Source organism: Acuticoccus sp. (assembly GCF_965213555.1).
GTDB lineage: Bacteria > Pseudomonadota > Alphaproteobacteria > Rhizobiales > Amorphaceae > Acuticoccus.
Genome location: NZ_OZ243890.1, coordinates 1,218,718 through 1,240,776 on the forward strand (window position 1 = coordinate 1,218,718; position 22,059 = coordinate 1,240,776).

Consider the following 22,059-nt stretch of genomic DNA (forward strand, 5'->3'; position numbering starts at 1 on the left):
TCGCATCGATTCCGCGTTCGCGAATGGTGCTTATAGGTCCCGACCCTAGTCCCTCATGCCCAGGCTTGTTCAATCTGCTGGGGCACGTCCCGGCTTTCGTCGCGTATGCTGTGCTAGACTGCGGGACGTCGTGGCGCACACCGTGTCGCGGCTGCGCGGGCGCCTCAGGACCTCTGGGGTCTTGCCGTGCTACAGCGCCTTCACGACCTCCGGCGCTTCAGGATCTCGTAGGGCGTAGCATTGTCAGCCGATCTGTTCACCTCTGCTGGCCTCGATGCCGCCACGCCGCGTCCGCTCGCTGATGCGCTGCGTCCTGAGCGCCTCGAGGACATCGTCGGCCAGCCGCACCTGTTTGGTCCCGAGGGTCGGCTCACGCGCATCGTCCGCTCGGGCCACATCGGTTCGCTCATCCTGTGGGGGCCGCCCGGCACGGGGAAGACCACGCTGGCGCGCCTGCTCGCCCAGCACGTGGCGCTGGAGTTCGTGCAGCTGTCGGCGATCTTCACGGGGGTGGCGGAGCTCAAGAAGGTGTTCGAGCGCGCGCGTCGCGACCGCACCGTCGGCCGCGGCACGCTCCTCTTCGTGGACGAGATCCACAGGTTCAACAGGGCGCAGCAGGACGCCTTCCTCCCCGTCATGGAGGACGGCACCATCACGCTCGTCGGCGCCACGACGGAGAACCCCTCCTTCGAGTTGAACGCCGCGCTTCTGTCGCGCGGCCAGGTCCTCATCTTCCACCCCCTCAACGAGGGCGCGCTGGAGACGCTCCTGTCGCGCGCGGAGTCCGAGCGAGGCCCGCTGCCCGTCACCGACGAGGCACGGGCGAGCCTCCTGCGCATGGCCGACGGCGACGGGCGCGCGATCCTCACCCTGGCCGAGGAGGTCTGGCGCGTGGTCCGGCCCGGCGAGACGCTGGACGCCGAGGCCGTGCAGGAGGTCCTGCAGCGCCGGGCGCCAGCCTACGACAAGGATCGCGACGGCCACTACAACCTCATCTCCGCGCTGCATAAGTCGGTGCGCGGCTCCGACCCCGACGCTGCGCTATACTACCTCATGCGCATGCTGGCCGGCGGCGAGGACCCGCTCTACCTCGCGCGCCGCCTGGTGCGGATGGCCGCCGAGGACATCGGCCTTGCAGACCCCAACGCCCTGACCCTCGCCATCGCGGCGCGGGACACCTACGACTTTCTCGGCTCGCCGGAGGGGGAGCTGGCGCTGGCGGAGGCCGCCGTGTACCTCGCGCTGGCGCCCAAGTCGAACGCGCTGTACGCGGCGTTCAAGGCGGCGCGCCGCTTCGTGAGGGAGACGCCGTCCCTGCCGCCGCCGAAGATCATCATGAACGCACCGACGAGGTTCATGCGCGAGGAGGGTTACGGCGAGGGCTACGTGTACGACCACGACGTGCCCGGAGCCGTCTCGGGCCAGGCCTACTTCCCCGACGGCATCGAGCCGCAGCGCTTCTACGCGCCCACCGACAGGGGCGAGGAGGCCGCCGTGAGGGCCCGCCTCGCGGTGGCCGACGAACGGCGGCGCGCCCACCGCGCTGCGACTACGGCCGGCGAGGGGGAGGACCGATGATCGCCGAGTTCTTGGCGCTGTGGGCCATCGTCTACGCCGTGACGTTCGCCGGCTACCTCGGCTTTGGCACGGCGCTGCAGGCCGTCGTCCACCGCTCGCCGGCGCGGCGGATCCAGGCACGGCGCTTCGGCGAGAAGCGCAAGTGGCGGGAGATCCGCCAGTCCGCCTGGTCGCTTACCGCGACGTGCTTCTGCCTCGCCGCAGGGCTCTTCGCTCAGGCGAAGGGTTGGACGCTGTTCGCGCCCCTCGCGCCGTCCTGGTGGTCGATCCTCTTGATGGCGGCGGTGTCCATCGTCGCCTTCGACGCCTGGTTCTACTGGGCGCACCGGCTGATGCATTGGGGCCCGCTCTACAAGCACCACGTGCTGCACCATCGCTCGGTGGCCCCGACGGTGTGGTCGAACTACTCCGACAGCCTCGTCGACGCCTTCGTCATGCAGAGCTACTACCTCTGGGCACCGCTCCTCCTGCCGATCCCACCCATCGTGCTGATCGGCCACCGTGCCTACGACCACGTCAACGGCATGATCGGCCACTGCGGCTTCGAGCTCACCGCCTCGCGGTGGACGCGCATCCCCTCGCCGATGGTGACGACGCTGTTCCACGACCAGCACCACTCGAGCTTCTCCACGAACTACGCGAACTTCTTCTCGGTCTGGGACCGCCTGATGGGCACCCTCGACAGGGACTACGATGCCGACGTCGAGCGCTGGGAGCGGGGCACCGCTTCACCTTCCGCCGGTGGAGTGCGGTCGGCGCAGTCGTCGTCGTGAGCCCGGTGTGGGCGAGCCTCCTCGTCGCCGTCGGCGGCGCGGCCGGAGCGCTTGCCCGGTTCTGGGTCGGCGCCCTCGTGGGCGCAGTCGCAGGGACGACGCTTCCCGTGGCGACCTTCGCGATCAACGTCGCGGGCTCGCTCGCCATCGGCGTCGCAGCCGCACGGGTGCCGAGCCCACCTCTCGCCGCGCTGCTCGTGACCGGAGGCCTCGGCGGCTTCACGACCTTCTCCACCTTCTCCCTCGAAACGGTGCGCCTTCTGGAGGCGGGACGGGTGGCCGCGGCGACGCTCTACGGTGCCGGCAGCGCGATCACCTGCATCGCCGCGGCCGCCGCTGGGCTCGCGCTGGGCCGGGCGGCGTGATGCCTCCGCAGGTCGACCACGTGGCGGTGGACGCGGACGACGCCGGCATGCGGCTCGACCGGTGGCTGCGCCGTGCCTTCCCGAACGTCCCGTTCGGCGCGCTGTCGAAGGTCGTACGCACGGGTCAGGTACGCATCGACGGGGCGCGCGCCAAGCTGGAGACCCGGCTCGAGGCCGGCCAGCGCGTGCGACTGCCACCCCTCGTCGAGGGTGGCGCGCCGATGCCACGCGCCCTCGACGGCGACGCCGCATCGCTGGAGCGCATGCTGCTGCACAGGGACGACGACGTCGTCGTCCTCGACAAGCCCTACGGGCTCGCGGTCCAGGGCGGCTCGGGCGTCACACGTCACGTCGACGGGATGCTGGAGGCCTGGCGCGATCGCAAGGGTCGCAAGCCGCGCCTCGTCCACAGGCTCGACCGCGAGACGACCGGCGTCCTCGTCGTCGCGCTGACCCGGTCGGCGGCGGCGGCCCTCGCCGAGGCGTTCCGCGGCCGCGACGCGCGCAAGGACTACCTGGCGCTGGTCCGCGGTCATCCGACGCCCGCGGAGGGACGCATCGCCACCTGGCTGGCGCGCGACCCGGCCGACAACGAGCGCATGACCGTGCCTCCGGGCCGCACCAAGGAGGCACAGCGCGCGGTGACGCACTACGAGACGCTCGACCGCGCCGGCCAGCTTTCGCTCCTCGCGCTGTCGCCGGTGACGGGTCGCACCCATCAGCTGCGCGTCCACTGCGCGCACGTGGGGACCCCGATCATCGGCGACCCCAAGTACTTCAACGTCGAGAACTGGGCGCTGCCCGGCGGGCTGCAGAACCGGTTGCACTTGCATGCCCGCCGCATCCGCGTGCCGCACCCTTCAGGAGGCACGCTCGACGTCGCGGCGCCGGTGCCACCGCACATCGCGCAGAGCCTAACGGTGCTCGGCCTCTCGGAGCGCGGTTGACCGCGGTCAGGCCGCCCGTGCGAGGGAGAGCGGATAGACGTCCTCGGTGAGGTAGGGGCCGCCGCCCACGGACGCGCGCGAGGACAGGAGCGCGAACGCGTCGGCGACGAAGGGCGGTGCGGCGAAGCCCCCGCGCAGGCTCAGCCAGTCCGCCACCTCGCGCGAGGAGGCGCCGCGGCAGCGCGCGACGGTCACGTGCGGGGTGAAGCGGCGCGTGTCCGCCGGCAGGCCCATCCGCTGCAGGATGCGCTCCTGCTCGGCCTGCAGCTCGACGAGCTCCGGCGTCGGCTCGACGCGCACCCACACCGCGTGCGGCTGCCTCTTGTTGCCGAACGAGCCGAGGCCGGACAGGCGGACCTCCAGCGGAGCGCGGCGGATGCGCGACAGCGCGTCGGCCGCCTCGTCGGCGGTGCGCTCGTCGACGTCGCCGATGAAGCGCAGCGTCACGTGGTAGTTCTCGGGATCCACGAAGCGCGCGTTGCGTAGCCCGCCGCGCAGGCCGGTCAGCCACTGCCGCACGTCGTCGGGTAGGGTGAGGGCGGTGAACAGGCGCGGCATCGGATCCTCCGTCGCGCGTCCGTCCGTGAGCGGGGAGGACGCCGTCGGCGGCGACGACCGCCGGACGATCCCGAATGTCTCGGGTCGAGACGCCGTTGGCAAGGTGCCGTTGCACCCCATGGGATGCGGCGAACGACCGTGCACCACTTCCGGCTGACCGAGGCTCAGATCGAGCGCCTTGAGGCGGCCGCTTACGAAAACTTCAAATCACAATATTTTTGGTCTTCAGCACGATCTGAAAGCGATCTGGGCATGTACGTCCTCGCGCCGATCTTGCGGCATCACAGCTGGCACCCGATTTATTTGGTCCGCATCCGGCGCCTGGAAAAAATGGCTTCTCGTGCGGACGTTAGCCGCTGGCACCGTCGGCGCAAGCAATGAAGAAGTAAGAACCGCCATGATGAACGGGTGACGACGCTGGGTCAGGCGGTCGCGCAGCAAATCATCTGTAGGTGGGATCGACAATAGCGCCTCGGAAAATGTTCCGTCTGCTGGACGCAGTCGCGCGGGCAGCGGTGTCACATCAAGGACCGTTCGCTGGGTCCCAAACACGCACGGACTGCTTGCCGACGTTCTCGCCGGTTAGGACGCGGGCAAGGCCGCGCGGCGCCATTGAAAGCCCGTCAAGGACATCGTCGCGGACGGGGAGTTCGCCGGCGGTGAGCCGGTGCGCCAGCGCGCGGCGTGCGCGGTCGTGAAGATGCAGGTAGTTGCTGACCAACAGCCCCTGAAGGCGGAGCTGCTTGACGAGGATAGCGCGTTCGACCCGCGGCCCGTCCGACGGCGTCACAACGTTGGGCTGTGAAATCGTGCCACAAACCACGATTCGCCCGTGCCGGTTCATCGCCCTGAGGCCAGCGTCGAGCTGAGCGCCGCCGACGTTGTCGAAAAAGACATCGATCCCACCTGGCGCCGCCTCGGCGAGGGCGCCACCGAGATCACCGGCGCGGTAGTTGATGGCAGCATCCGCGCCGAGCTCCTCCATCAGGTAGGCGGCCTTCTCATCCGTTCCCGTGACACCGACGACCCGTGCACCGCGCAGCTTTGCAAGGCGGACCGCGACGCTGCCCACCGCACCGGCCGCCGTCGTCACCAGGACCGTCTCTCCTGCCCCGGCGTCAGCGATGTGCTCGATCCCGCACCAAGCCGTCACGCCCGTCGTGCCGAGCACGCCCATGAAAGCTCGCAAGGGGGCGACCGCGGGGTCGGGGCGGAACTGAACCGACGTCGCTGGGATCGTCGCGTACTCGCGCCATCCCAGAGGACCGTAGACGTACTCGCCTGGCAAAAACCCGACCGCGCGTGACTCGACCACCTGGCCGAGTCCGGGTCCTGCCATGACGTCGCCTGGCGGCACCTGCGGCCAAAAGCTCGCCACGGTGTGGACGTAGCTGCGCATCGACGGGTCCATCGAAAGATAGGCGACGCGAACGAGGAACTCCCCGGGCTCGGGGGTCCGCACCGGCACCTGCGCCTCGACGAAGTTCTCTTCCGATGCCACCGTGTCGGTCCACCGCTCGACTACGATGGCGCTCTGAGTGCCATTCATGGGCTTGTCCCCATAGTTCAGCTCGCAACCGCCGTGGGGATCGCAGCAAGCCGGTCGAGCCTGGCAAACGCTGCCACGGCGTCGTCGACGAGCCGGTCGACGATCGCATCGACCGGCTCGATGCGGTCGGCGAACACGGCGGCCTGGCCATAGTCGATCATGCCGATCTCTGTGTTGCCGGTTGCGTAGGCCTCGCGCACCTTGTCGCCGCCGACGTGCTCGCGATAGCGTTCGAACTCTTCGACCCGGTCCGCCTCGAGGGCCGCGACGGCTCGCGCCGCCTCGTTGTCGAGCACCCTGTGATGACCGCGGAAGGTCTGCATTACGACGCGGCTGTCGGCGCCGTCGCCGGCGACGACGCGCTCCTTGCAAGCCCGGTGCCCCCAGATCTCCTCGGCGACCACGAAGCGCGTGTCGATGACGGTGGCGTCCGCCCCCATCGCAAGGGGGCCTATATAGCTGTGTGACCCAAGCGAAAGCCGAATCCGCGCTAACGGACCCGGCTTGAGGTCTCACTCGCCCAGCAAATCGCCCTGATCGCCCTTCTGCGGGAAGCGCTTCTGGAACAGCTTCTTGAACTGGGTGACCGTGTCGGATACTGCCATCAAAGTTTGCACTTCCTGCACCTGCCGTTTCAGCTTCTCGATCCCGTAGCCTTCCGTCAGATGCTGGTGGAAGCGCGCGCGGCGGCTGCCCTTGCTGTTGATCTTCGGGTTGATGCGGTCGAGTTCCTCCAGAACCGCCCCGTTTTCCAGCGGATGGTAGACGTAGGTGCGGGTGAAGTTACCGAAGTGCTGGGGCCGGTTCTGGACGACAACGCCGTTGCTCCGCTGGGTCAGGCTCTTGCTGCCGTAGATCCGGTTCAAATCGTCGTAGTAGGAGTCCGGGAACTGCTTCTCCCACTCGCGCTTCTCGTCCTCGATATATTGCTGAACGAGGATCCGGAGGGCCTTCGGGTCGCGGATCTGCTGGTAGCCGGTCGCCTCGTCGATGAGGGCAACGACGCCGATCTTCGCAAAGGCGCTCAGCAGGATCTGCGCCTGAACCGCCAGCCGGTGTTGCTGTTTGCTCAGTTTCCCATCCCGGTCGGCATTGGCGATGGCTTTCGCCACCTCCGCCAGCACGTCGGCCTCGTAGCCGTGGGCAAGATCCTGTGTCAGCGGCTTGAAATTGATAGGGTTATTGATATTTTCTTGCAGTTTGGCGGGGAGGCCGGATCCAAGCCCCTTGCCCTGCATCGTCTTCATAAAGGCGTTGCCGCCCTCCGACTTGAGTCCGAGGGCGCGGGCCATGCCGCGCTTGTGAAAGACGCGCCGGCCATCCTCCAGTACGTAGCAATCCAGCAGCAGATCCCCAATGGCCATTTGACCCTGGTGGGTGGCCTTCGGCAGTTCGATCTCCCCTTCCGGGGTCTGTTCGTCGTCGGTTACGTCTTCAATCTCCTTGGGGTCGGTGTTGATGAACCGCTCCAAGGCGTCATCGAACGGAATGTCGATGGCCAGCGGTCGCTCTTTCTTCGGGTCGGTCACGCGATCAGTTCCTTGTAGGTGAGGCGGCCAGCGGCCTGTTCGATGAGGGCGTTGAAGCGCTCGCCTTCGCCCATAGAGCGGGCGTTGAAGCGCCAAGTCATCTCGCCGACGTAGCGGTCCAGGTGCTTCGGCGACACCCAATGGTGGATCCCGATGATCTGGCGATTGAGCAAAGCCCAGACGCTCTCAATCGAGTTCGTGTGATTGTGGAAGTGCTGCACATACTGGCCCGCGCCGTGGTTCACGGTGTGGTGGCTGTAGGTGCCTTGGAGGCCGCGATAAGCGGCGGCTTCGTCGGTGTAAACGTTGGATCCGGGCGCGACGTGCGAGCGGACAAGGCCTTGCAGCGTATGCGACTTGGTGTTTTCCACTACGCCAGCCCGCAGTTCGCCGCCACGCTCGATCATGCCCATCACGACGGCTTTGCCGACCCCGCCGCGACCGCGATGGAGGCGCTTCGCCTCGTGCTTGTTGGCTTCTTTGCCGCCCACGAAGGTTTCGTCGACTTCGACCTGACCATCCAGCGGGCGGTTGAAGGACTTGGTGCGGAGGGCGTGGCGGAGGCGCTGGGTCATGAACCACGCCGTCTTTTGGGTCACGCCTAGATCCTTGGCCAGTTGGGTGCTGGCGATGCCCTTCTTGTGCGAAGTGATCATCCAGATCGCGAGCATCCATGTCCGCAGCGGGATCTTGGAGTCCTCGAAGATCGTCCCTACCTTGATGGAGAAGCGCTTGCGGCAGTCGCCGCACTTGTGGTTCCGGCGATCAGCGAAGTGATAGACCCGCGTAGATCCGCAATGGGGGCAGAACGCGCCGCCTTTCCAGCGGATGGCGGTGAAGTGATCGACGGCGGACTGCTCGTCCGGAAACGCCGTCATCATCTGAATGAGGGTGTTGAACTGCTTCTGCACCGGATCCACGCCTTCTCGCTGTTGGATCTCGTTTAGGCGGAAGCGTGACCCAAGTCAAGCGGTTTGGGTCACAGACGTATATAGGTCCCCAATCTTGAGCATGACTGGATCGCGCGTGAAGGACACTTCGTCTTCGAGCCGCCGGGCGAGATCCACTCTCTCGCGATGACGGACGAGGCGGATGAGATGATCACCTTCTTCCACAACGCGACGGCTCTCATCTCGATCGATGACGACGGCAACCCGACTGGCATGCAGGATGTCCACGCGAAAATCACCCAATGCGACGCGCACTTTCGCAAGGTCGGGCTCGGTGCGGACTTCATCAAGCAGTTCGTAAGGTGATCTGGCCTGACGGTTCATACCTTGACGACGATTGCAGCACTGTCGTGCATCAATGGCTAGTCTTTCATCAAGGTCCCGACGACCGCCGGTACGGGCAGCGAGGTAAGCCGAGGCGAGCTCATAAGGCTCGACGACGGCCGAAAGGTTGGCGTCGGCGCGGCAGCACTAGTTCCTGACATTGCGCTTTGCGATCCGGAACTGACGGTGAGCCTCCCACGGCCGCTCACGGTCGGGACGGGGTTCGACACGATTGCCCACTGCGTTGAGACCTTCTGCTCCAACCGGTCCAACCTGCCCGCTGAAGGCATTGCCGTCGCTGGCCTCGAGAATGCGCTTGGGAGCAAACGCAAAGTCGGCGCCCGACCGGACGACCTCGCTGCGCGCACCGATAGGATGTGGGCGGCGCTGTGCGGCGGCCTAGCCTTCCAGAAGGGGCTGGGCGCCGTCCACGCCCTCTCGCACCCGCTCGGCGCCCTCGAAGAGCCGAACCTTCACCACGGCACGCTCATCGCAGTGCTGCTGCCGCACGTGCTCCGCTTCAATCGGGACGCAATCGGCAACAAATGGGAGCAGCTCGCGGGGATCCTGTGCGGGGATGATGCTGCTGATCCAGCCGCCTACAGGCGCGCGCTTGCCCACGACCTCGGCGTGCCAGCAGGCTTTTCGGCCATGGGTGTCCCGGCGGAAACCGACCCTGCCATTGCTGAACAGGCGGTGCGAGACCATACGCACGCGACCAACCCTCGGCTGGCATCGAAACACGATTACCGGCAGCTCCTGCTCTAGCTCCTTGATTATGAGCGGTCTTCTTGGGGTTAGGTGGTTCCACCTAACCCCAAACCGCTCTAACGCAGCGCTCTATGGGAAGGCGACGCAAGCAGGGCACCGCTAACCCTCCGAAGGCGGAGGTCACAGCATTGAACCCCGCTGCTCGACCGCAACAGACCTAGCACGTCGGCGATCGAACCTTCGTGGGTGTCGTGGGACCGGGCAAGGACTGCCGAGCCGGCTTGCCCCTTGGGGGTCCGGCAGTCAGTACGCCTTGCCGCGGGCCGACACGGGCCACAGCGCCTCGACCTTGCCGTTGCGCACGCCGACGTACCAGTCGTGGACGTTGCAGGTCGGGTCGCAATGTCCGGGAACGAGACGCAGCTTGTCGTTCACCTTCAGCAGCCCCTGCGGATCGGCGATCACGCCGTGTTCGTCCGAGCACTTCACGTAGGTGACGTCATCGCGCCCGTGGATCACCGGTAGTCCGCTGTCCACCGACTGCGCCTTCAGCCCGGCATCGCAGACGGCGACGTCCGGCTTCACGTGGCTCATGATGCTGGTGAGGATGAACAGCGCGTTCTCCCACTCGCTACGGTCGATCCGGACGCCGTGCTCGTCGAGGATGCGGCCGTAGTCGGCATCCATGAAGGCGTAGGAGCCGCACTGCAGCTCGTTGTAGACGCCCGACGCGCTCTCGAAGCGGTACGACCCCGTCCCGCCGCCGGTGACGAGCTCGGGCGCCAACCCCGCGGACTCCAGGGCGGTCACCGCCTCCTTGACGATGGCGACCGCGGCATCGAGCTTCTCGCGCCGTGCCTCGTACGCCTCGAGGTGCTGCATCGCACCCTGGTAGGCTTGGAGGCCGGTGAACACGAGGCCCGGGGCGGCGTCGATGGCCCTTGCGATGGCGAGGACCGCGTCCGCTCCGGTCACACCGCAGCGGCCGGCGCCGCAGTCGACCTCGATCAGGCACTCGAGCTGGGTGCCGTGCCGCACGGCGGCCTGCGAGAGCTCGGCGACGTTCGTAACGTCGTCGACGCAGACGAGGATGCGCGCCCCCGATCGCGGCAGCCGCGCCAGGCGGTCGATCTTGCCCGGGTCGCGGACCTGGTTGGAGATGAGGACGTCGTCGATCCCACCGCGGACGAAGGCCTCCGCCTCCGACACCTTCTGGCAGCACACGCCCACCGCGCCGCCGAGCCGCTGCTGCAGCTTGGCGACGTCCACCGACTTGTGCATCTTGCCGTGCACGCGGTGGAGCATCCCGTGGGCGCGGGCGTAGTCGCCCATCTTGCGGATGTTGCGCTCCAGCGCGTCGAGGTCGAGCACGAGGCACGGGGTCTGGATCTCGGCCTCGTCCATCCCCGGAAGCGCGGGCACGTCGTAGCCGACCTCGAGGCCGGCGAGGTCGGCGGGCGTCGGCAGGGCCGTCATGCCGCGGCGTCCTTCGCGCGGAAGGCGCCGGCCTCCTGCGGGTGCCACCAGCGCCCTGCGAGGACGACGCCCTCGGACACGATGCGCTTGTCGCCGGTCATGTGGACGCCCTTCACGTCCACGTAGTCGAACGCGCCGTCCTCGACGCTGAGGATGGTGGCGTCGCCGACGCTGCCGGGCTTGAGGGAGCCGAGCTCCTCGCGCTGCAACGCCTTCGCCGCATTGACGGTTGAGGCGGCGATCACCCGGTCGAGGGGCATCCCGAGGCAGAGGAACTTCGACAGCGTCGTCACCTGGTCGAAGGCGGGGCCGTCGATGCATAGGGTGTGGACGTCGGAGGAGATCACGTCCGGCTCGAAGCCCTGCTCCAGCATGCCGCGGGCGGTGGCGTAGGCGAAGGAGCCCTTCCCATGCCCGATGTCGAAGACGACGCCTCGCTCGCGCGCCCTCAGCACGCAGTCCTTAATCCTGCCGCGGCCGTCGAGCGGCGTGTTGGGGAACGGGCGGAAGCAGTGGGTGAGGACGTCGCCCGGGCGCAGCCGCTCCACGACCTCGTCGTAGCTCGGCGGCGGGTGGTCGATGTGCGCCATCAGCGGCAGTCCGACGGCGTCGGCCACCTGCAGGGCGGCGTCGAGCGGCGCGATCCCGGAGGTGCCGGAGGCGTGCCGACCGACGCGGACCTTGATGCCGACGATGAGGTCGCGGTTCGCCTCGGCGACCTCCACCGCGTCGAGGGGCGCCATCATGCGCATCTCCTCGCTCTCGCCGACCATGACGTTGCGACCGAACGCGTAGATCCCGGCGTAGGAGACGTGGAGGTAGGCGAGGATGCGGACCTCGGACCGCTCGATGACGTGGCGGCGGAAGCCCATGAAGTTGCCGGGACCGGCGCTGCCGGTGTCGACCGCCGTCGTCACGCCGCTCGTCCGGCAGAACGCCTCGGCGTCGATGCCGAGGGAGGTGCCGCCCCAGTAGACGTGGGTGTGCAGGTCGATGAGCCCCGGGGTCACGATGTGCCCCGAGACGTCGCGGACGTCGGCGGCGCCGGCCGTGTCGGCGTCGCGTCCCACCGCGGCGACGCGGCCGCCCTCGAAGGCGACGTTCGTCACTGCGTCGAGGCCCTGGGAGGGGTCGATGACGCGCCCTCCCGTCAGGACGAGGTCGTAGGCCATGGCGTCGCTCCCTGTTCGATGCCGTTCCGGTGCGTCAGTTGAGGGCAAGCTCTGGTCGGGGCGGATCGGTCACGATGGACGTGAGGTCGGGCCGCGCCGCGCGCAGCCGCGACAGGTCCGGCCGTGGCCGGCGAAGGCCGTCGATGCTGCCGAACGCCGCTTCGAGCGCGGCGGCGGCGTCGAGCAGCGCGGCATCGCCGCGGAAGGCGCCGACCACCTGCAGCCCGAACGGCAGTCCCTTGGTGTCCGTCCCGCAGGGCAGGACGATGGCGGGGTTCGTCGTCAAGGTGATGAAGTAGCAAAGGTTCAGCCAGTGGTAGTAGTTGCGCAGCGGCGCGCCGTTGAGCTCCTCGAGGTAGAGCTGCGTCCACGGGAACGGCGAGACGGGCGTCGTCGGGCTGAGGATGAGGTCGACGTCGCGGAACAGCGCCTGGAAGCGGCGGAACAGCGCCGTCTGCTCGGCGTGCGCCCATGCGGCGTCAGCGAGGGACATCTTCGCCCCCATCTCGTAGTTCGTGCGCACGTTGGGGCCGAGGAGGCCCGGGTCCTCATCGTAGGTCGCCTTGTGCTTGGCGACGAAGTTGAGTGCGCGGATCGCGTCGAAGACGTCGTCCGCCCTGCCGAAGTCGAAGTCGAGCTCGTCGCAGGAGGCGAACAGGTGGCGCATCCGGCCGACGTTCTCGCGCATAAGGTCGCGGATCGGCCCGTCCACGGGGCACTGGCCGAAGTCGGTGGTCCACGCCACCCTGAGGGTGCCGAGGTCGACCGGCCGTGCCGCCGCCAAGCGGGCCACGTCGACGTCATGGGAGAGGGGATCGCGGGCGTCGAACCCGACCTGGCAGGCGAACAGCAGGCGCGTGTCGGCGACGTCGCGGCCCATGGGCCCGACGACCGAGATCGGCGTCCAGCCGAGCCCTCGCTCGGCCATGGGCACGAGGCCCGGCGAGGGTCGGAACCCGACGATGCCGCACAGCGCCGCGGGCGTCCGCAAGGAGCCGCCGGTGTCCGAGCCGGTGCAGACGGGCAGCATGTCGGTCGCGAGCGCTGCCGCGGACCCGCCGGACGAGCCACCGGCGTTCAAACTCGGATCGAACGGGTTGCCGGTTGCGCCCCACACCGGGTTGCGCGAGTTCGCCCCGGCGCCGAACTCCGGCACGTTGGTCTTCGCGGTCACGATGCCGCCGGCGCGGCGGACGAGCGCGACCATGGCGGAGTCCGCCGCAGGCACGTTGCCCTTGTGGATCGGCGAACCGTGGGTCGTGAGGAGCCCCTCGGTCGCCTCGAGGTCCTTGATCCCCAGGGGAAGCCCGTGCAGCGGTCCCAGCGGATCGCCGGCGAGGACGGCCGCCTCGGCGGCCCGAGCCTCCTCTCGGGCGCGGCGGTACCCCTTCGCGGCGATGGCGTTCACCGCAGGATTGAGCGCCTCGATGCGCTCGATGCAGGCCTCCAGCAGCTCGACCGGAGAGACCTCCCTCGCCCCGATCAGCCGGCGCAGCTCGACGGCCGAGAGCTCCGGCAGGGACGTCCCTGCGGAAGCCGGGGCGAGGTCTTCGCGGGTCTCGCTCATCGCGTTCTCTCCAGCGGGACGGGGTCTGCGCCGACGGGGCGGCGGATGCAGGCGACGTGGTGGCCGGCGGCGACCTCCAGGAGCGGCGGGTCGATGGTGCGGCACTCCGGGATGGCGAACGGGCAGCGCGTGTGGAAGTGGCAGCCCGGCGGCGGCTTGGCGGGGCTCGGGACGTCGCCCTGAATGACCAGCCGTTCGCGCTTGCGCCTGGGATCGGGGACCGGCGCGGCGGCGAGCAGCGCCTCCGTATAGGGGTGGAGCGGCGTAGCGAACAGTCGCGCCTTGTCGGTGATCTCGACGATGCGGCCGAGGTACATCACCGCGATGCGGTGGCTGATGTGCCGCATCACGGCAAGGTCGTGGCTGATGAAGAGGTACGCGAGCTGGTGCTCGTCCTGCAGGTCGATGAGGAGGTTCAGGACCTGCGCCTGCACCGACACGTCGAGCGCCGAGACCGGCTCGTCGGCGACGATCACGTCGGGGTTGACGCTGAGCGCCTTCGCGATGCCGAGCCGCTGGCGCTGCCCGCCGGAGAACTCATGCGTGAAGCGCGTCATGGTCTCCGGCCTGAGGCCGACCCGCCGGAACAGCGCCGCGACCCTGTCCGTTCGCTCCGAACCCGACGCGATGCCGAAGTTCGACAACGGCTCACCCACGATGGACCCCGCGGTGAGGCGCGGGTTCATCGAGGAGTAGGGGTCCTGGAAGATCGTCTGGATGCGACGCCGGTGCGGCCACATCGCGCCGCGCGACAGGGACGTCACGTCGACGCCCGCGAGGCGGATGGTGCCCGCGGTGGGCTCGATGAGCTTGAGGACCGTCTTGCCGACGGTGGACTTGCCGCACCCCGACTCGCCGACGACGCCGAGCGTCTCGCCGCGCCCGATCGCGAACGACACGCCGTCCACCGCGCGCACCGCCCCCACCTCGCGGCGCAGGACGCCGCCCAGGATCGGGAAGTGCTTGACGAGGCCGTCCACCTCGAGTCGGGGCACGTCCGTTCGGCCGGTCACGCTGCCGGCCGGCGATCGGGCCTCCAAGGCCGCGGCATCGCTCACGCCGCCCTCACCCGGTCGACCTCCCAGCAGGCCGAGAGGTGGCCTGGGGCGGGCTCGAAGAACGGTGGATGCTCGTGGCGGCAGCGCTCGACCGCGAAGGTGCAGCGCGGCGCGAACGGACAGCCCTGGATCGGCTCGATGAGGACCGGCACCATGCCCGGGATCTCCTCGAGCCGCACGCGCCGGTTGGACGCCTCGGCATCGAGGTCCAGCCGAGGGATCGCGTTCATCAACCCTCGCGTGTAGGGGTGCGACGGGTTCTCGAACAGCTCTTCGACCGGCGCCTCCTCCACCTTCCTGCCGGCATACATGACGACGACGCGCTGCGCGGTCTCGGCGACGACGCCGAGGTCGTGCGTGATCATCACGATGGCAGCGTCGATCTTCGTCTTGAGCTCGAGCATGAGGTCGAGGATCTGCGCCTGGATCGTCACGTCGAGCGCCGTCGTCGGCTCGTCGGCGATGAGGACCTTCGGGTCGCACGACAGCGCGATGGCGATCATCACTCGTTGGCGCATTCCGCCGGAAAGTTGGTGCGGATATTCCCTCAACCGACGCTCGGGATCGGCGATGCCCACGAGCTCCAGCATGTCCCGCGCGCGCCCCATCGCGTCGGCGCGCGAGCCGCCCCTGTGACGCATCACGTTCTCGGCGATCTGGGTGCCGATGGTGAGCACGGGGTTGAGGCTCGTCATCGGCTCCTGAAAGATCATCGAGATCTCGTTGCCGCGGATCTGACGCATCTCCTCCTCGCTGAGGGTCGTCAGCTCGCGGCCGGCGAAGCGGATCGACCCCGCCACGATCCGTCCCGTCTCGGCCTGGATGAGCCGCAGCACCGACAGCGCCGTCACGGACTTGCCGCAGCCCGACTCGCCCACCACGGCGAGCGTCTCGCCGACGCCGACGTCGAAGGAGAGGCCGTCCACCGCGCGCACCACGCCGTCGAGCGTGAAGAAATACGTCCTGAGGTCGCGGACGGACAGGACGCTCAAAGCCGCCTCGCGAGACGCGGGTCGAGCCGGTCGCGCAGCCCGTCGCCGAGGAGGTTCACCGCGAGGATGGTGACGGTGAGGAAGGCGCCTGGGATCAGGATGCTCCACGGCGCGATCTGGAAGAAGGAGCGGCCCTGGGAGATGATGTTGCCCCAGCTTGGGATCTCCGGCGGCACGCCGGCGCCGAGGAAGCTGAGCGAGGCCTCCACGAGCATCGCCGACGCGCACACGTAGCTCGCCTGCACGATGATCGGCGCCATCGTGTTGGGCAGGATGTGGCGGAACAGGAGCCTCGGCCCCTTCGTGCCGCCGGCGATGGCGCTCTCCACGTAGGGCTGCTCGCGGATCGACAGCACCACGGACCGGACCAGTCGCACGATGCGCGGCACCTCGGGGATCACGATGGCGACCATGACGATCCTGAGGCCCGGCTGGGTCAGCGTGATGAGCGCGATGGCGAGCAGGATCGACGGGATCGCCATGATGCCGTCCATCACCCGCATGACGACCGCGTCCACCGGACGGAAGTAGCCACAGACGAGGCCGACGACGAGGCCGATCGCGGTGGCCGCGAGGGCGACGACGATGCCGACGGTGAGCGAGACTCGCGCGCCATAGATCGTGCGCGAGTAGACGTCGCGCCCGTACTGGTCGGTGCCGAACCAGACCTCGGCGGACGGCGGGCGCAGGCGGTCGATGGGGGACATGGCGAGCGGGTCGCCCGCGATGAGCGGCGCGAAGACCGCCATCAGGACGAGGACGCCGAGGATGGAGGCGCCGACCGCGATGGTCGGGTTGCGTCGGACCGCGGTCCAGGCCGGGCTCCTGCGCCGCGGAGGGACCGCCTCGATGCCAGCTGCGACCGTGCTCATCGCTCGCAGCCCGTGCGGCGCAGCAAGGTCACAGGATCAGTCCTGGCGTCGTCGCCTCGTCGAGCGGCCAGATCGGGCGGGCGACCCTCGTGTAGGGGACCTTCGTGTAGTCCCGGCTGAGCGGCGCGTCCGTCTCCACGTAGATGATCCGCTCGGCGATGGGGGCGAACGCTGCCGAGAAGTGGTTCGTCGACTTCACGACGAGGATCTGCTGCGCCATCGGGTCGATGCCGACGTTCAAGAAGAGCTCAGGATGGAAGCCCTGCGTGCGGCTCTCGATGAGGACGGCGCTCACGTTGCCGATGCGCACGGCGGCGCAGTCGCCGAGCGGCACCTTCGTCGGACCGAAGGTCTGCCAGCAGTCGCGCTTGAGGCCGGTGACCTCCACCGTCGCGTCCACGGGGACGCCGGAGCGCGGCCCGATCTTGCCGCCGAAGCGCAGGGGGAAGCGCGTCCCCTCCCCCGCGTCGAAGCACAGGTCGACGGCAATCGGGTCCCAGATCGGCCCGACGGCGGCGACCGCGTCCGCCTCGATGAGCGCGCGCAGGATCGTGGTGTTGTCGCTGGGCGCGCCGCCGCCGGCGTTGTCGGCGGGCTCGGCGAGGACCACGGGCCCCTTCGGGCTCGCCATCGCCTCGCGGATGGCGTCGGCGACGCTGAGGAACTGCGGCATCGTCCGCCCGCGCATGGCGACGAACTCCTCGCCGAGGCTGGTCGCGAGGCTGTCCGCCTTCGCCTTGTCGCCGTCCGCGACGACGAGGATGCGGCCTGACAGCTCGGGCACGTCCGCGTAGGGGAAGCAGTGCACCGCCGACACCGAGAGGATGCCGTCCCTCCCCTCGAGGCCCTTCATCTTGTCGACGAAGGCCCGCATCACCGGGAGCTGCGTCGGGTAGCTCGAGATCTGCCGGCAGTCGTACAGCGACATCACCGGCCGGACCTCGCCGCGCACCGTGCGCAGGACGAGGTCGAGAAGCTCCTCGGCGCGCTCGACCACGTCGGTGTGCGGGAACTCCTTGTAGCAGACGATGATGTCGGCCGCCGCGACGCGCTTCGTCGTCATGTGGCAGTGCGGGTCGAGCTCGACGCCGATGACGCGGTCCGGCCCGACGATCTCGCGCGCCCGCTCGACGATGTCGCCCTCCACGTCGTCCTCGCCGGTCGCGACCATCGCGCCGTGAAGGCCGAGGAGGACGGCGTCGACGGGCATCGCGTCGCGCAGCTGGCCGAGCACCTCGTCGCGCATCGCCTCGTAGTCCGCCTGGTTGACGGTCCCGGCCGGGCTCGCCGCGAAGCAGCTCCCCTCCACCAAGGTGAACCCGTCGGCCTCGGCGCGGCGTCGCGCCACGAACAGCGGCGCCGTGCACATGCGCGGCGCGTCCGCGGGGTGCTCGCCCGGCCGCAGCCAGACCCCCTCCTTGAAGGCGCGCAGGCTGGTGGGCAGCGGCGAGAACGTGTTCGTCTCGGTCCCGATCGTGGCGGAGAAGATGCGCACGGGCTCAGCCCTCGCCAAGGAGGCGGACGGTGCCGCCGGGGGTGGTTCGCGAACGGCTCATGGGCGCCTCAGTGGCGGATGCGGGGGTCGAGGAAGGCATAGGAGAGGTCGATCAGGAGGTTGATCATGACGTTGGTCGCCGCGAACACCAGGATGAGGCCCTGGACGATGGGGTAGTCCCGCTTCAGGACGGCATCCACCGTGAGCCGCCCGAGCCCTGGGATGTTGAACACGGTCTCGGTGATGACGACGCCCGAGATGAGCAGCGTGATCCCGATCCCGATCACGGTGACGATGGGGATCGAGGCGTTCTTCAGGGCGTGGAGCAGGAGGACGCGCGAGGTGGCGAGCCCCTTGGCGTTCGCGGTGCGGATGTAGTCCTGCGACAGCACCTCCAGCATGGAGGCGCGCGTGATGCGAGCGAGCAACGCGATGTAGGTCATCCCGAGCGCGACCGCGGGCAGGATGAGGCTTCTGACGCTCGGCCACAGCCCGTCGGACAGCGGCTTGTAGCCTTGCACGGGAAGCCAGCGCAGCTCGATGGAGAAGACGTACATGAGCATGTAGCCGGCGAGGAACACGGGCACGGCGAAGCCGAACACCGAGAACACCATGACGACCCGGTCCACGATCGTGCGGGCCTTCCAGGCCGCGATCACCCCCATGGGGATCGCGAAGGTGATCGCGACGAGGAGCGTCGCGGTCATCAGCATCAAGGTCGGCTCGAGGCGCTGGGCGATGAGCGTCGTCACCGGCAGGTTGGAGAAGATCGACACGCCGAGGTCGCCCGACAGGACGTCGCCGATCCACAGCACGAACTGCTCCCAGATCGGCAGGTCGAGGCCGAGCCGGCCGCGGATCGCCTCGATGTCGGCGAGCGTCGCGTCGTCGCCCGCGATGAGCGCCGCAGGATCGCCGGGCGCGAGGCGCAGGAGCATGAACACGAAGATCGCGACGACCGACATCACCGGGATGGTGCTGAGCAGTCGTCGCAGGATGTAGGCGGTCATGCGTGGCCCCTCGACACCGTCGGTGCGCCCGCAGCACCGCGCGACGCAGGAACGTCACCACGCTTCGACGGCGTCCGGACGTTCCGCGAGCGATGGTTGCCGGACCCGCGCGTCACGGCGCGGGCCCGACGAGCCCGGCTCAGTCGTCCACCTTCTCGATGTTCCACAACACGGTCAGGCCCGTGACGGGGACGATGCCGTCGATCTGGTCAGAGCGGTACGCCAGCGGCTGCGTCCACTGCCCGAAGCTGATGTAGGGGACGACCTCGGTCGCGCGCTGCTGGATGGACTTCGCCACCTCCTTGCGCTCCTCCTCGGTCTGCGCGAACGCGAAGTCCTGGCGCAGGGACTCGAGCTCCTCGTCGCATGGCCAGCCGACGTTCGCGGTCTCGCAGCTCGCCCCGAGCCAGGTGTTGAGCGCCGGGTTGAGCGCCGTGGTGCCCGACGAGGTGGTGACGAAGATGTTCCAGCCCCCGTCCTCCGGCTTCTCGCGGTTCGACCGCCGCGCGACCACCGACCCCCAGTCGATGGAGACGGCGTTCACGTTGAGCCCGGCCTCGCGCATGGCGTTGAGCAGCACCTGGGCGGCGGGGGTGATGGTGTGGTGGTCGGTCGCGGCGAGCACGGTGATCGGCTCGTCGTTGTAGCCGGCCGCCTTCATCATCTCGTACGCCTTCTTCGGATCGTAGTCCGAGATCGTCTCAGCGTTCGTCGTGTCCTCGTAGGTGGTGCCGCAGGTGATGTAGCTGTAGCAGGTCCGATAATACTGCGGATCGCCGACCACCGTGCGCAGGAAGTCCTCCTGGTTGACGAGGTGGTAGAGCGCGCGACGCATCTCAGGGTTGTCGAACGGCGGATGCAGGTGGTTGATGCGGATCGTCCCCCACGTGCTGTCGACGACGCCGGTGCGGATCACCTCGACGTCGGGCGTCGCTTCGAGGATCGGCACGAAGTCGACGGCCGGCTGCTCCAGGAGGTCGATCTCGCCGGCGGTGAGCGCCTGCATCTTGGTCTGCGAATCCTCGATCCAGACGAGCTCGATGCGGTCGACCTTGGGCTCCTTGCCCCCGGCCAGCCCGGACGGCGGCTCGTCGCGCGGGACGTAGTCCTCGTTCTTCGCGTAGACGGTGACGCTGCCGGGGACCCACTCCTCCTTCACCATCTTGAAGGGACCCGAGCCGATCGCCTCGGTGACTTGCTGGTCGCCCGGCGTCGCGGCGTCCTCCTCGCGCATGATGATCGGGACCATCGTGCCGGCCTTGCCGAGCGTGTCGGGGACGAGGCCGTACGGCTCCGATAGCGTCATGGTGAACGTCTTGTCGTCCTGCGCCTCGAGGCTGTCCACGAAGGCGAACATGGCGCGGCCAGCCTGGTCCGCCGCGCCCCAGCGCTGGAGCGAGGCGATGACGTCGGCGGTGGTCACGTCCGACCCATCGTGGAAGCGCAAGCCGTCGCGCAGGGTGAACGTGTGGACGAGGCCGTCGTCGCTCACGACGTAATCATCGACCATCTGGGGCTGCGGCACCCCGTCCGCGTCGACGCCGAACAACGTGTCGTAGATCAGCATCCCGTGGATGCCGGCGATGGTCTGCGTGGTCCAGTGCGGATCGAGCACCCTGACGTCGGCGTGCATCGTGGCACGCAGCGTGGACGGGTCCTCGCCCTGCGCCGCCGCCGGAGCGGCCAGCCAGTACCCGGACGACAAGCACAGGACCGACATAAAGATCGAGTGGATCTTCGTCACCTCGGCTCCTCTCACAAATTTGTGCAACGACCCGCGAAGCGTATTCGCCGTGCAGCACTGCGCAAGTGCAAATTTCCAGCACCATCGGACAGGCCCGGGGGCACGCGCCGCGGTGGCTGCGGGGCCGAGGGTCCCAGCAACCCCATCGCGGTGGCGGAGGGCAGGGGGCACGCCGTCGTGGTCTGGACAACATCCGCCCGCCCCTCATAACGTTGCGCCGGCACAGACGCTGTGCCGGCGCAACGTCGCCAGCGCTTGCCTCCTGCCGTGCGGGAGACAAGCGGGAACGGCGAACAAGGCTGCCCTGCGCAGGGGCGGCACCGTGGCATGGAGGGACGGATGGTGTTGTTGAGAAGGATTGCGCCCGTCGCGCTGCTGGCGGTCGCCGGTTTCGTGACGCCGGCCACGGCGGACGTGCTGCGGTTCAGCCACACGGACAACCCCGGCGGCTCGCGGCAGGCCGCGGCTGAGCTGTTCGCGCAGAAGGTGGAGGAGTACACCGACGGCCGCCACACCGTCCGCATCTACCCGGCGGGCCAGCTCGCCAACGACCCGAAGGCGGTCGAGCAGCTCCAGCTCGGCGGGCTCGACTTCACGGTCACCGCGACGGGCACCTACGCCACGCACCTGCCGACGCTTAACATCACGACGATGCCGTACCTCGTCGACACCTACGAGCAGGGCTGGGAGTTCTACGACAACTCCGAGTGGCTTCAGGGCGAGTTCGCCAAGCTTCCCGAGAAGGGGATGCGCATCCTCGCGACGTGGGAGGCCGGCTTCCGCTCCTTCACCACGAAGGGCGAGCTTGCCAGCCCGGCGGAGGCCGAGGGCCACAAGATCCGCGTCTACCCCAACGACATGATCCGCTGGACCATGGAGGCGCTCGGCTTCCAGACCGTCATCCTGCCGATCCCGGAAGTCTACCTCGGCATCCAGCAGGGCACGGTCTGGGGCCAGGAGAACCCGGTCGACACGATCTACTCGCTGCGCTTCTATGAGGTGGCGCCCCACATCACGCTGACGCGGCACATCTACAGCCCGCTCCCGCTGGCGATCGCCGAGTCCACTTGGCAGGAGCTTTCCGAGGAGGATCGGGACGCCATCCAGCGCGCGGCGGAGGAGGCGGCGCAGTTCAGCCGCGAAACCGTTCGCGCCGCGGTCGACCGCCAGCTCGAGGAGATGGCGTCGAAGGGCGCGACGGTGGCAACACCCGACGTCGAGCCGTTCCGCGAGGCTGCGGAGGAGGTCTACGCCAAGGCGCGGGAGGCCTACGGCGAGGACGTCGACAAGGTCCTCGCGGACGTCCAAGCCATCCGCGACGCGATGCCATCGAACTGATGCCACCGCGCTGACGGCGTCCGGGCCTCCTCCTCGCGGGGCCCGTCGGGC

The 22,059-nt window shown here is 68.6% G+C and carries 22 protein-coding genes; 8 read left to right on the forward strand and 14 right to left on the reverse strand.

Going from position 1 to position 22,059, the window contains the following annotated elements:
- The first annotated feature begins 240 nt into the window (after positions 1-240).
- From ACOOE8_RS05950 to ACOOE8_RS05965, 4 genes are read left to right on the forward strand one after another with little or no spacing between them, the layout of a single operon-like run.
- The gene (locus tag ACOOE8_RS05950; RefSeq protein WP_420393925.1) at positions 241-1,578 is read left to right on the forward strand and encodes a replication-associated recombination protein A; all 1,338 of its coding nucleotides are present in this window, start codon (positions 241-243) and stop codon (positions 1,576-1,578) included.
- Positions 1,575-2,351, forward strand: coding sequence for a sterol desaturase family protein (locus tag ACOOE8_RS05955; RefSeq protein ID WP_420393926.1), 777 nt, complete (start codon positions 1,575-1,577; stop codon positions 2,349-2,351). Before ACOOE8_RS05950 ends, ACOOE8_RS05955 begins: the two co-directional genes overlap by 4 nt.
- A complete protein-coding gene (gene crcB / locus ACOOE8_RS05960; RefSeq protein ID WP_420393927.1) occupies positions 2,348-2,716 on the forward strand; it encodes a fluoride efflux transporter CrcB in 369 nt (122 codons plus the stop codon). Before ACOOE8_RS05955 ends, crcB begins: the two co-directional genes overlap by 4 nt.
- On the forward strand, positions 2,716-3,663 hold the full coding sequence (locus tag ACOOE8_RS05965; protein ID WP_420394637.1) for an RluA family pseudouridine synthase: 948 nt from the start codon (positions 2,716-2,718) through the stop codon (positions 3,661-3,663). The genes crcB and ACOOE8_RS05965 overlap by 1 nt, the downstream gene beginning before the upstream one ends.
- 6 nt (positions 3,664-3,669) lie before the next feature.
- Here the strand turns inward: ACOOE8_RS05965 and thpR are convergent, their stop codons facing one another.
- On the reverse strand, positions 3,670-4,221 hold the full coding sequence (thpR, locus tag ACOOE8_RS05970; RefSeq protein WP_420393928.1) for an RNA 2',3'-cyclic phosphodiesterase: 552 nt from the start codon (positions 4,219-4,221) through the stop codon (positions 3,670-3,672).
- A 138-nt stretch (positions 4,222-4,359) separates the two neighbouring features.
- Here thpR and ACOOE8_RS05975 point away from each other — a divergent pair, with 138 nt between their 5' ends.
- The gene (locus ACOOE8_RS05975) at positions 4,360-4,602 is read left to right on the forward strand and encodes a hypothetical protein (protein ID WP_420393929.1); all 243 of its coding nucleotides are present in this window, start codon (positions 4,360-4,362) and stop codon (positions 4,600-4,602) included.
- A 142-nt stretch (positions 4,603-4,744) separates the two neighbouring features.
- On the opposite strand, the gene ACOOE8_RS05980 is transcribed toward ACOOE8_RS05975, so the two are convergent.
- The 4 genes from ACOOE8_RS05980 to ACOOE8_RS05995 all read right to left on the reverse strand — a co-directional run bounded on the left by ACOOE8_RS05980 (position 4,745) and on the right by ACOOE8_RS05995 (position 8,219).
- Positions 4,745-5,770: an NADP-dependent oxidoreductase gene (locus ACOOE8_RS05980; RefSeq protein ID WP_420393930.1), complete on the reverse strand. Its 1,026-nt coding sequence runs from the start codon at positions 5,768-5,770 to the stop codon at positions 4,745-4,747.
- Positions 5,771-5,787: 17 nt separating this feature from the next.
- Positions 5,788-6,210: a nitronate monooxygenase gene (locus ACOOE8_RS05985; protein WP_420393931.1), complete on the reverse strand. Its 423-nt coding sequence runs from the start codon at positions 6,208-6,210 to the stop codon at positions 5,788-5,790.
- Between the two features lie 72 nt (positions 6,211-6,282).
- Entirely contained in the window at positions 6,283-7,299 is a 1,017-nt protein-coding gene (locus ACOOE8_RS05990; RefSeq protein ID WP_420393932.1) for a P63C domain-containing protein, read from the reverse strand.
- A complete protein-coding gene (locus tag ACOOE8_RS05995) occupies positions 7,296-8,219 on the reverse strand; it encodes an IS1595 family transposase (protein ID WP_420393933.1) in 924 nt (307 codons plus the stop codon). Before ACOOE8_RS05995 ends, ACOOE8_RS05990 begins: the two co-directional genes overlap by 4 nt.
- Positions 8,220-8,396: 177 nt before the next feature.
- Between ACOOE8_RS05995 and ACOOE8_RS06000 the strand changes: the two genes are divergently transcribed.
- Both ACOOE8_RS06000 and ACOOE8_RS06005 read left to right on the forward strand, forming a co-directional pair.
- Positions 8,397-8,555 carry a hypothetical protein gene (locus ACOOE8_RS06000; RefSeq protein WP_420393934.1) on the forward strand — a complete coding sequence of 53 codons (159 nt, stop codon included), beginning with the start codon at positions 8,397-8,399 and terminating at the stop codon, positions 8,553-8,555.
- Between the two features lie 204 nt (positions 8,556-8,759).
- Positions 8,760-9,341 (forward strand): hypothetical protein, encoded by a 582-nt coding sequence (locus tag ACOOE8_RS06005; protein WP_420393935.1) that lies wholly within the window; start codon positions 8,760-8,762, stop codon positions 9,339-9,341.
- A gap of 246 nt (positions 9,342-9,587) precedes the next feature.
- On the opposite strand, the gene bhcC is transcribed toward ACOOE8_RS06005, so the two are convergent.
- The 9 genes from bhcC to ACOOE8_RS06050 all read right to left on the reverse strand — a co-directional run bounded on the left by bhcC (position 9,588) and on the right by ACOOE8_RS06050 (position 20,670).
- Positions 9,588-10,760, reverse strand: a complete 1,173-nt coding sequence (gene bhcC, locus ACOOE8_RS06010; RefSeq protein ID WP_420393936.1) for a 3-hydroxy-D-aspartate aldolase BhcC — start codon at positions 10,758-10,760, stop codon at positions 9,588-9,590.
- Positions 10,757-11,932, reverse strand: coding sequence for an amidohydrolase/deacetylase family metallohydrolase (locus ACOOE8_RS06015; RefSeq protein ID WP_420393937.1), 1,176 nt, complete (start codon positions 11,930-11,932; stop codon positions 10,757-10,759). The genes bhcC and ACOOE8_RS06015 overlap by 4 nt, the downstream gene beginning before the upstream one ends.
- Positions 11,933-11,966: 34 nt before the next feature.
- Positions 11,967-13,499 (reverse strand): amidase, encoded by a 1,533-nt coding sequence (locus ACOOE8_RS06020; protein WP_420393938.1) that lies wholly within the window; start codon positions 13,497-13,499, stop codon positions 11,967-11,969.
- Positions 13,496-14,494 carry an ABC transporter ATP-binding protein gene (locus ACOOE8_RS06025; protein ID WP_420393939.1) on the reverse strand — a complete coding sequence of 333 codons (999 nt, stop codon included), beginning with the start codon at positions 14,492-14,494 and terminating at the stop codon, positions 13,496-13,498. The genes ACOOE8_RS06020 and ACOOE8_RS06025 overlap by 4 nt, the downstream gene beginning before the upstream one ends.
- Before the next feature lie 59 nt (positions 14,495-14,553).
- Entirely contained in the window at positions 14,554-15,549 is a 996-nt protein-coding gene (locus tag ACOOE8_RS06030) for an ABC transporter ATP-binding protein (RefSeq protein ID WP_420393940.1), read from the reverse strand.
- The gene (locus ACOOE8_RS06035; RefSeq protein ID WP_420393941.1) at positions 15,546-16,421 is read right to left on the reverse strand and encodes an ABC transporter permease; all 876 of its coding nucleotides are present in this window, start codon (positions 16,419-16,421) and stop codon (positions 15,546-15,548) included. The genes ACOOE8_RS06030 and ACOOE8_RS06035 overlap by 4 nt, the downstream gene beginning before the upstream one ends.
- Before the next feature lie 28 nt (positions 16,422-16,449).
- On the reverse strand, positions 16,450-17,916 hold the full coding sequence (locus ACOOE8_RS06040; RefSeq protein ID WP_420393942.1) for a M81 family metallopeptidase: 1,467 nt from the start codon (positions 17,914-17,916) through the stop codon (positions 16,450-16,452).
- Between the two features lie 68 nt (positions 17,917-17,984).
- Entirely contained in the window at positions 17,985-18,926 is a 942-nt protein-coding gene (locus tag ACOOE8_RS06045; RefSeq protein ID WP_420393943.1) for an ABC transporter permease, read from the reverse strand.
- A 139-nt stretch (positions 18,927-19,065) separates the two neighbouring features.
- Positions 19,066-20,670 (reverse strand): ABC transporter substrate-binding protein, encoded by a 1,605-nt coding sequence (locus ACOOE8_RS06050; RefSeq protein WP_420393944.1) that lies wholly within the window; start codon positions 20,668-20,670, stop codon positions 19,066-19,068.
- Between the two features lie 339 nt (positions 20,671-21,009).
- On the opposite strand from ACOOE8_RS06050, the gene ACOOE8_RS06055 reads away from it, so the two are divergent.
- Positions 21,010-22,008, forward strand: a complete 999-nt coding sequence (locus ACOOE8_RS06055) for a TRAP transporter substrate-binding protein (RefSeq protein ID WP_420393945.1) — start codon at positions 21,010-21,012, stop codon at positions 22,006-22,008.
- Positions 22,009-22,059 lie beyond the last annotated feature (51 nt).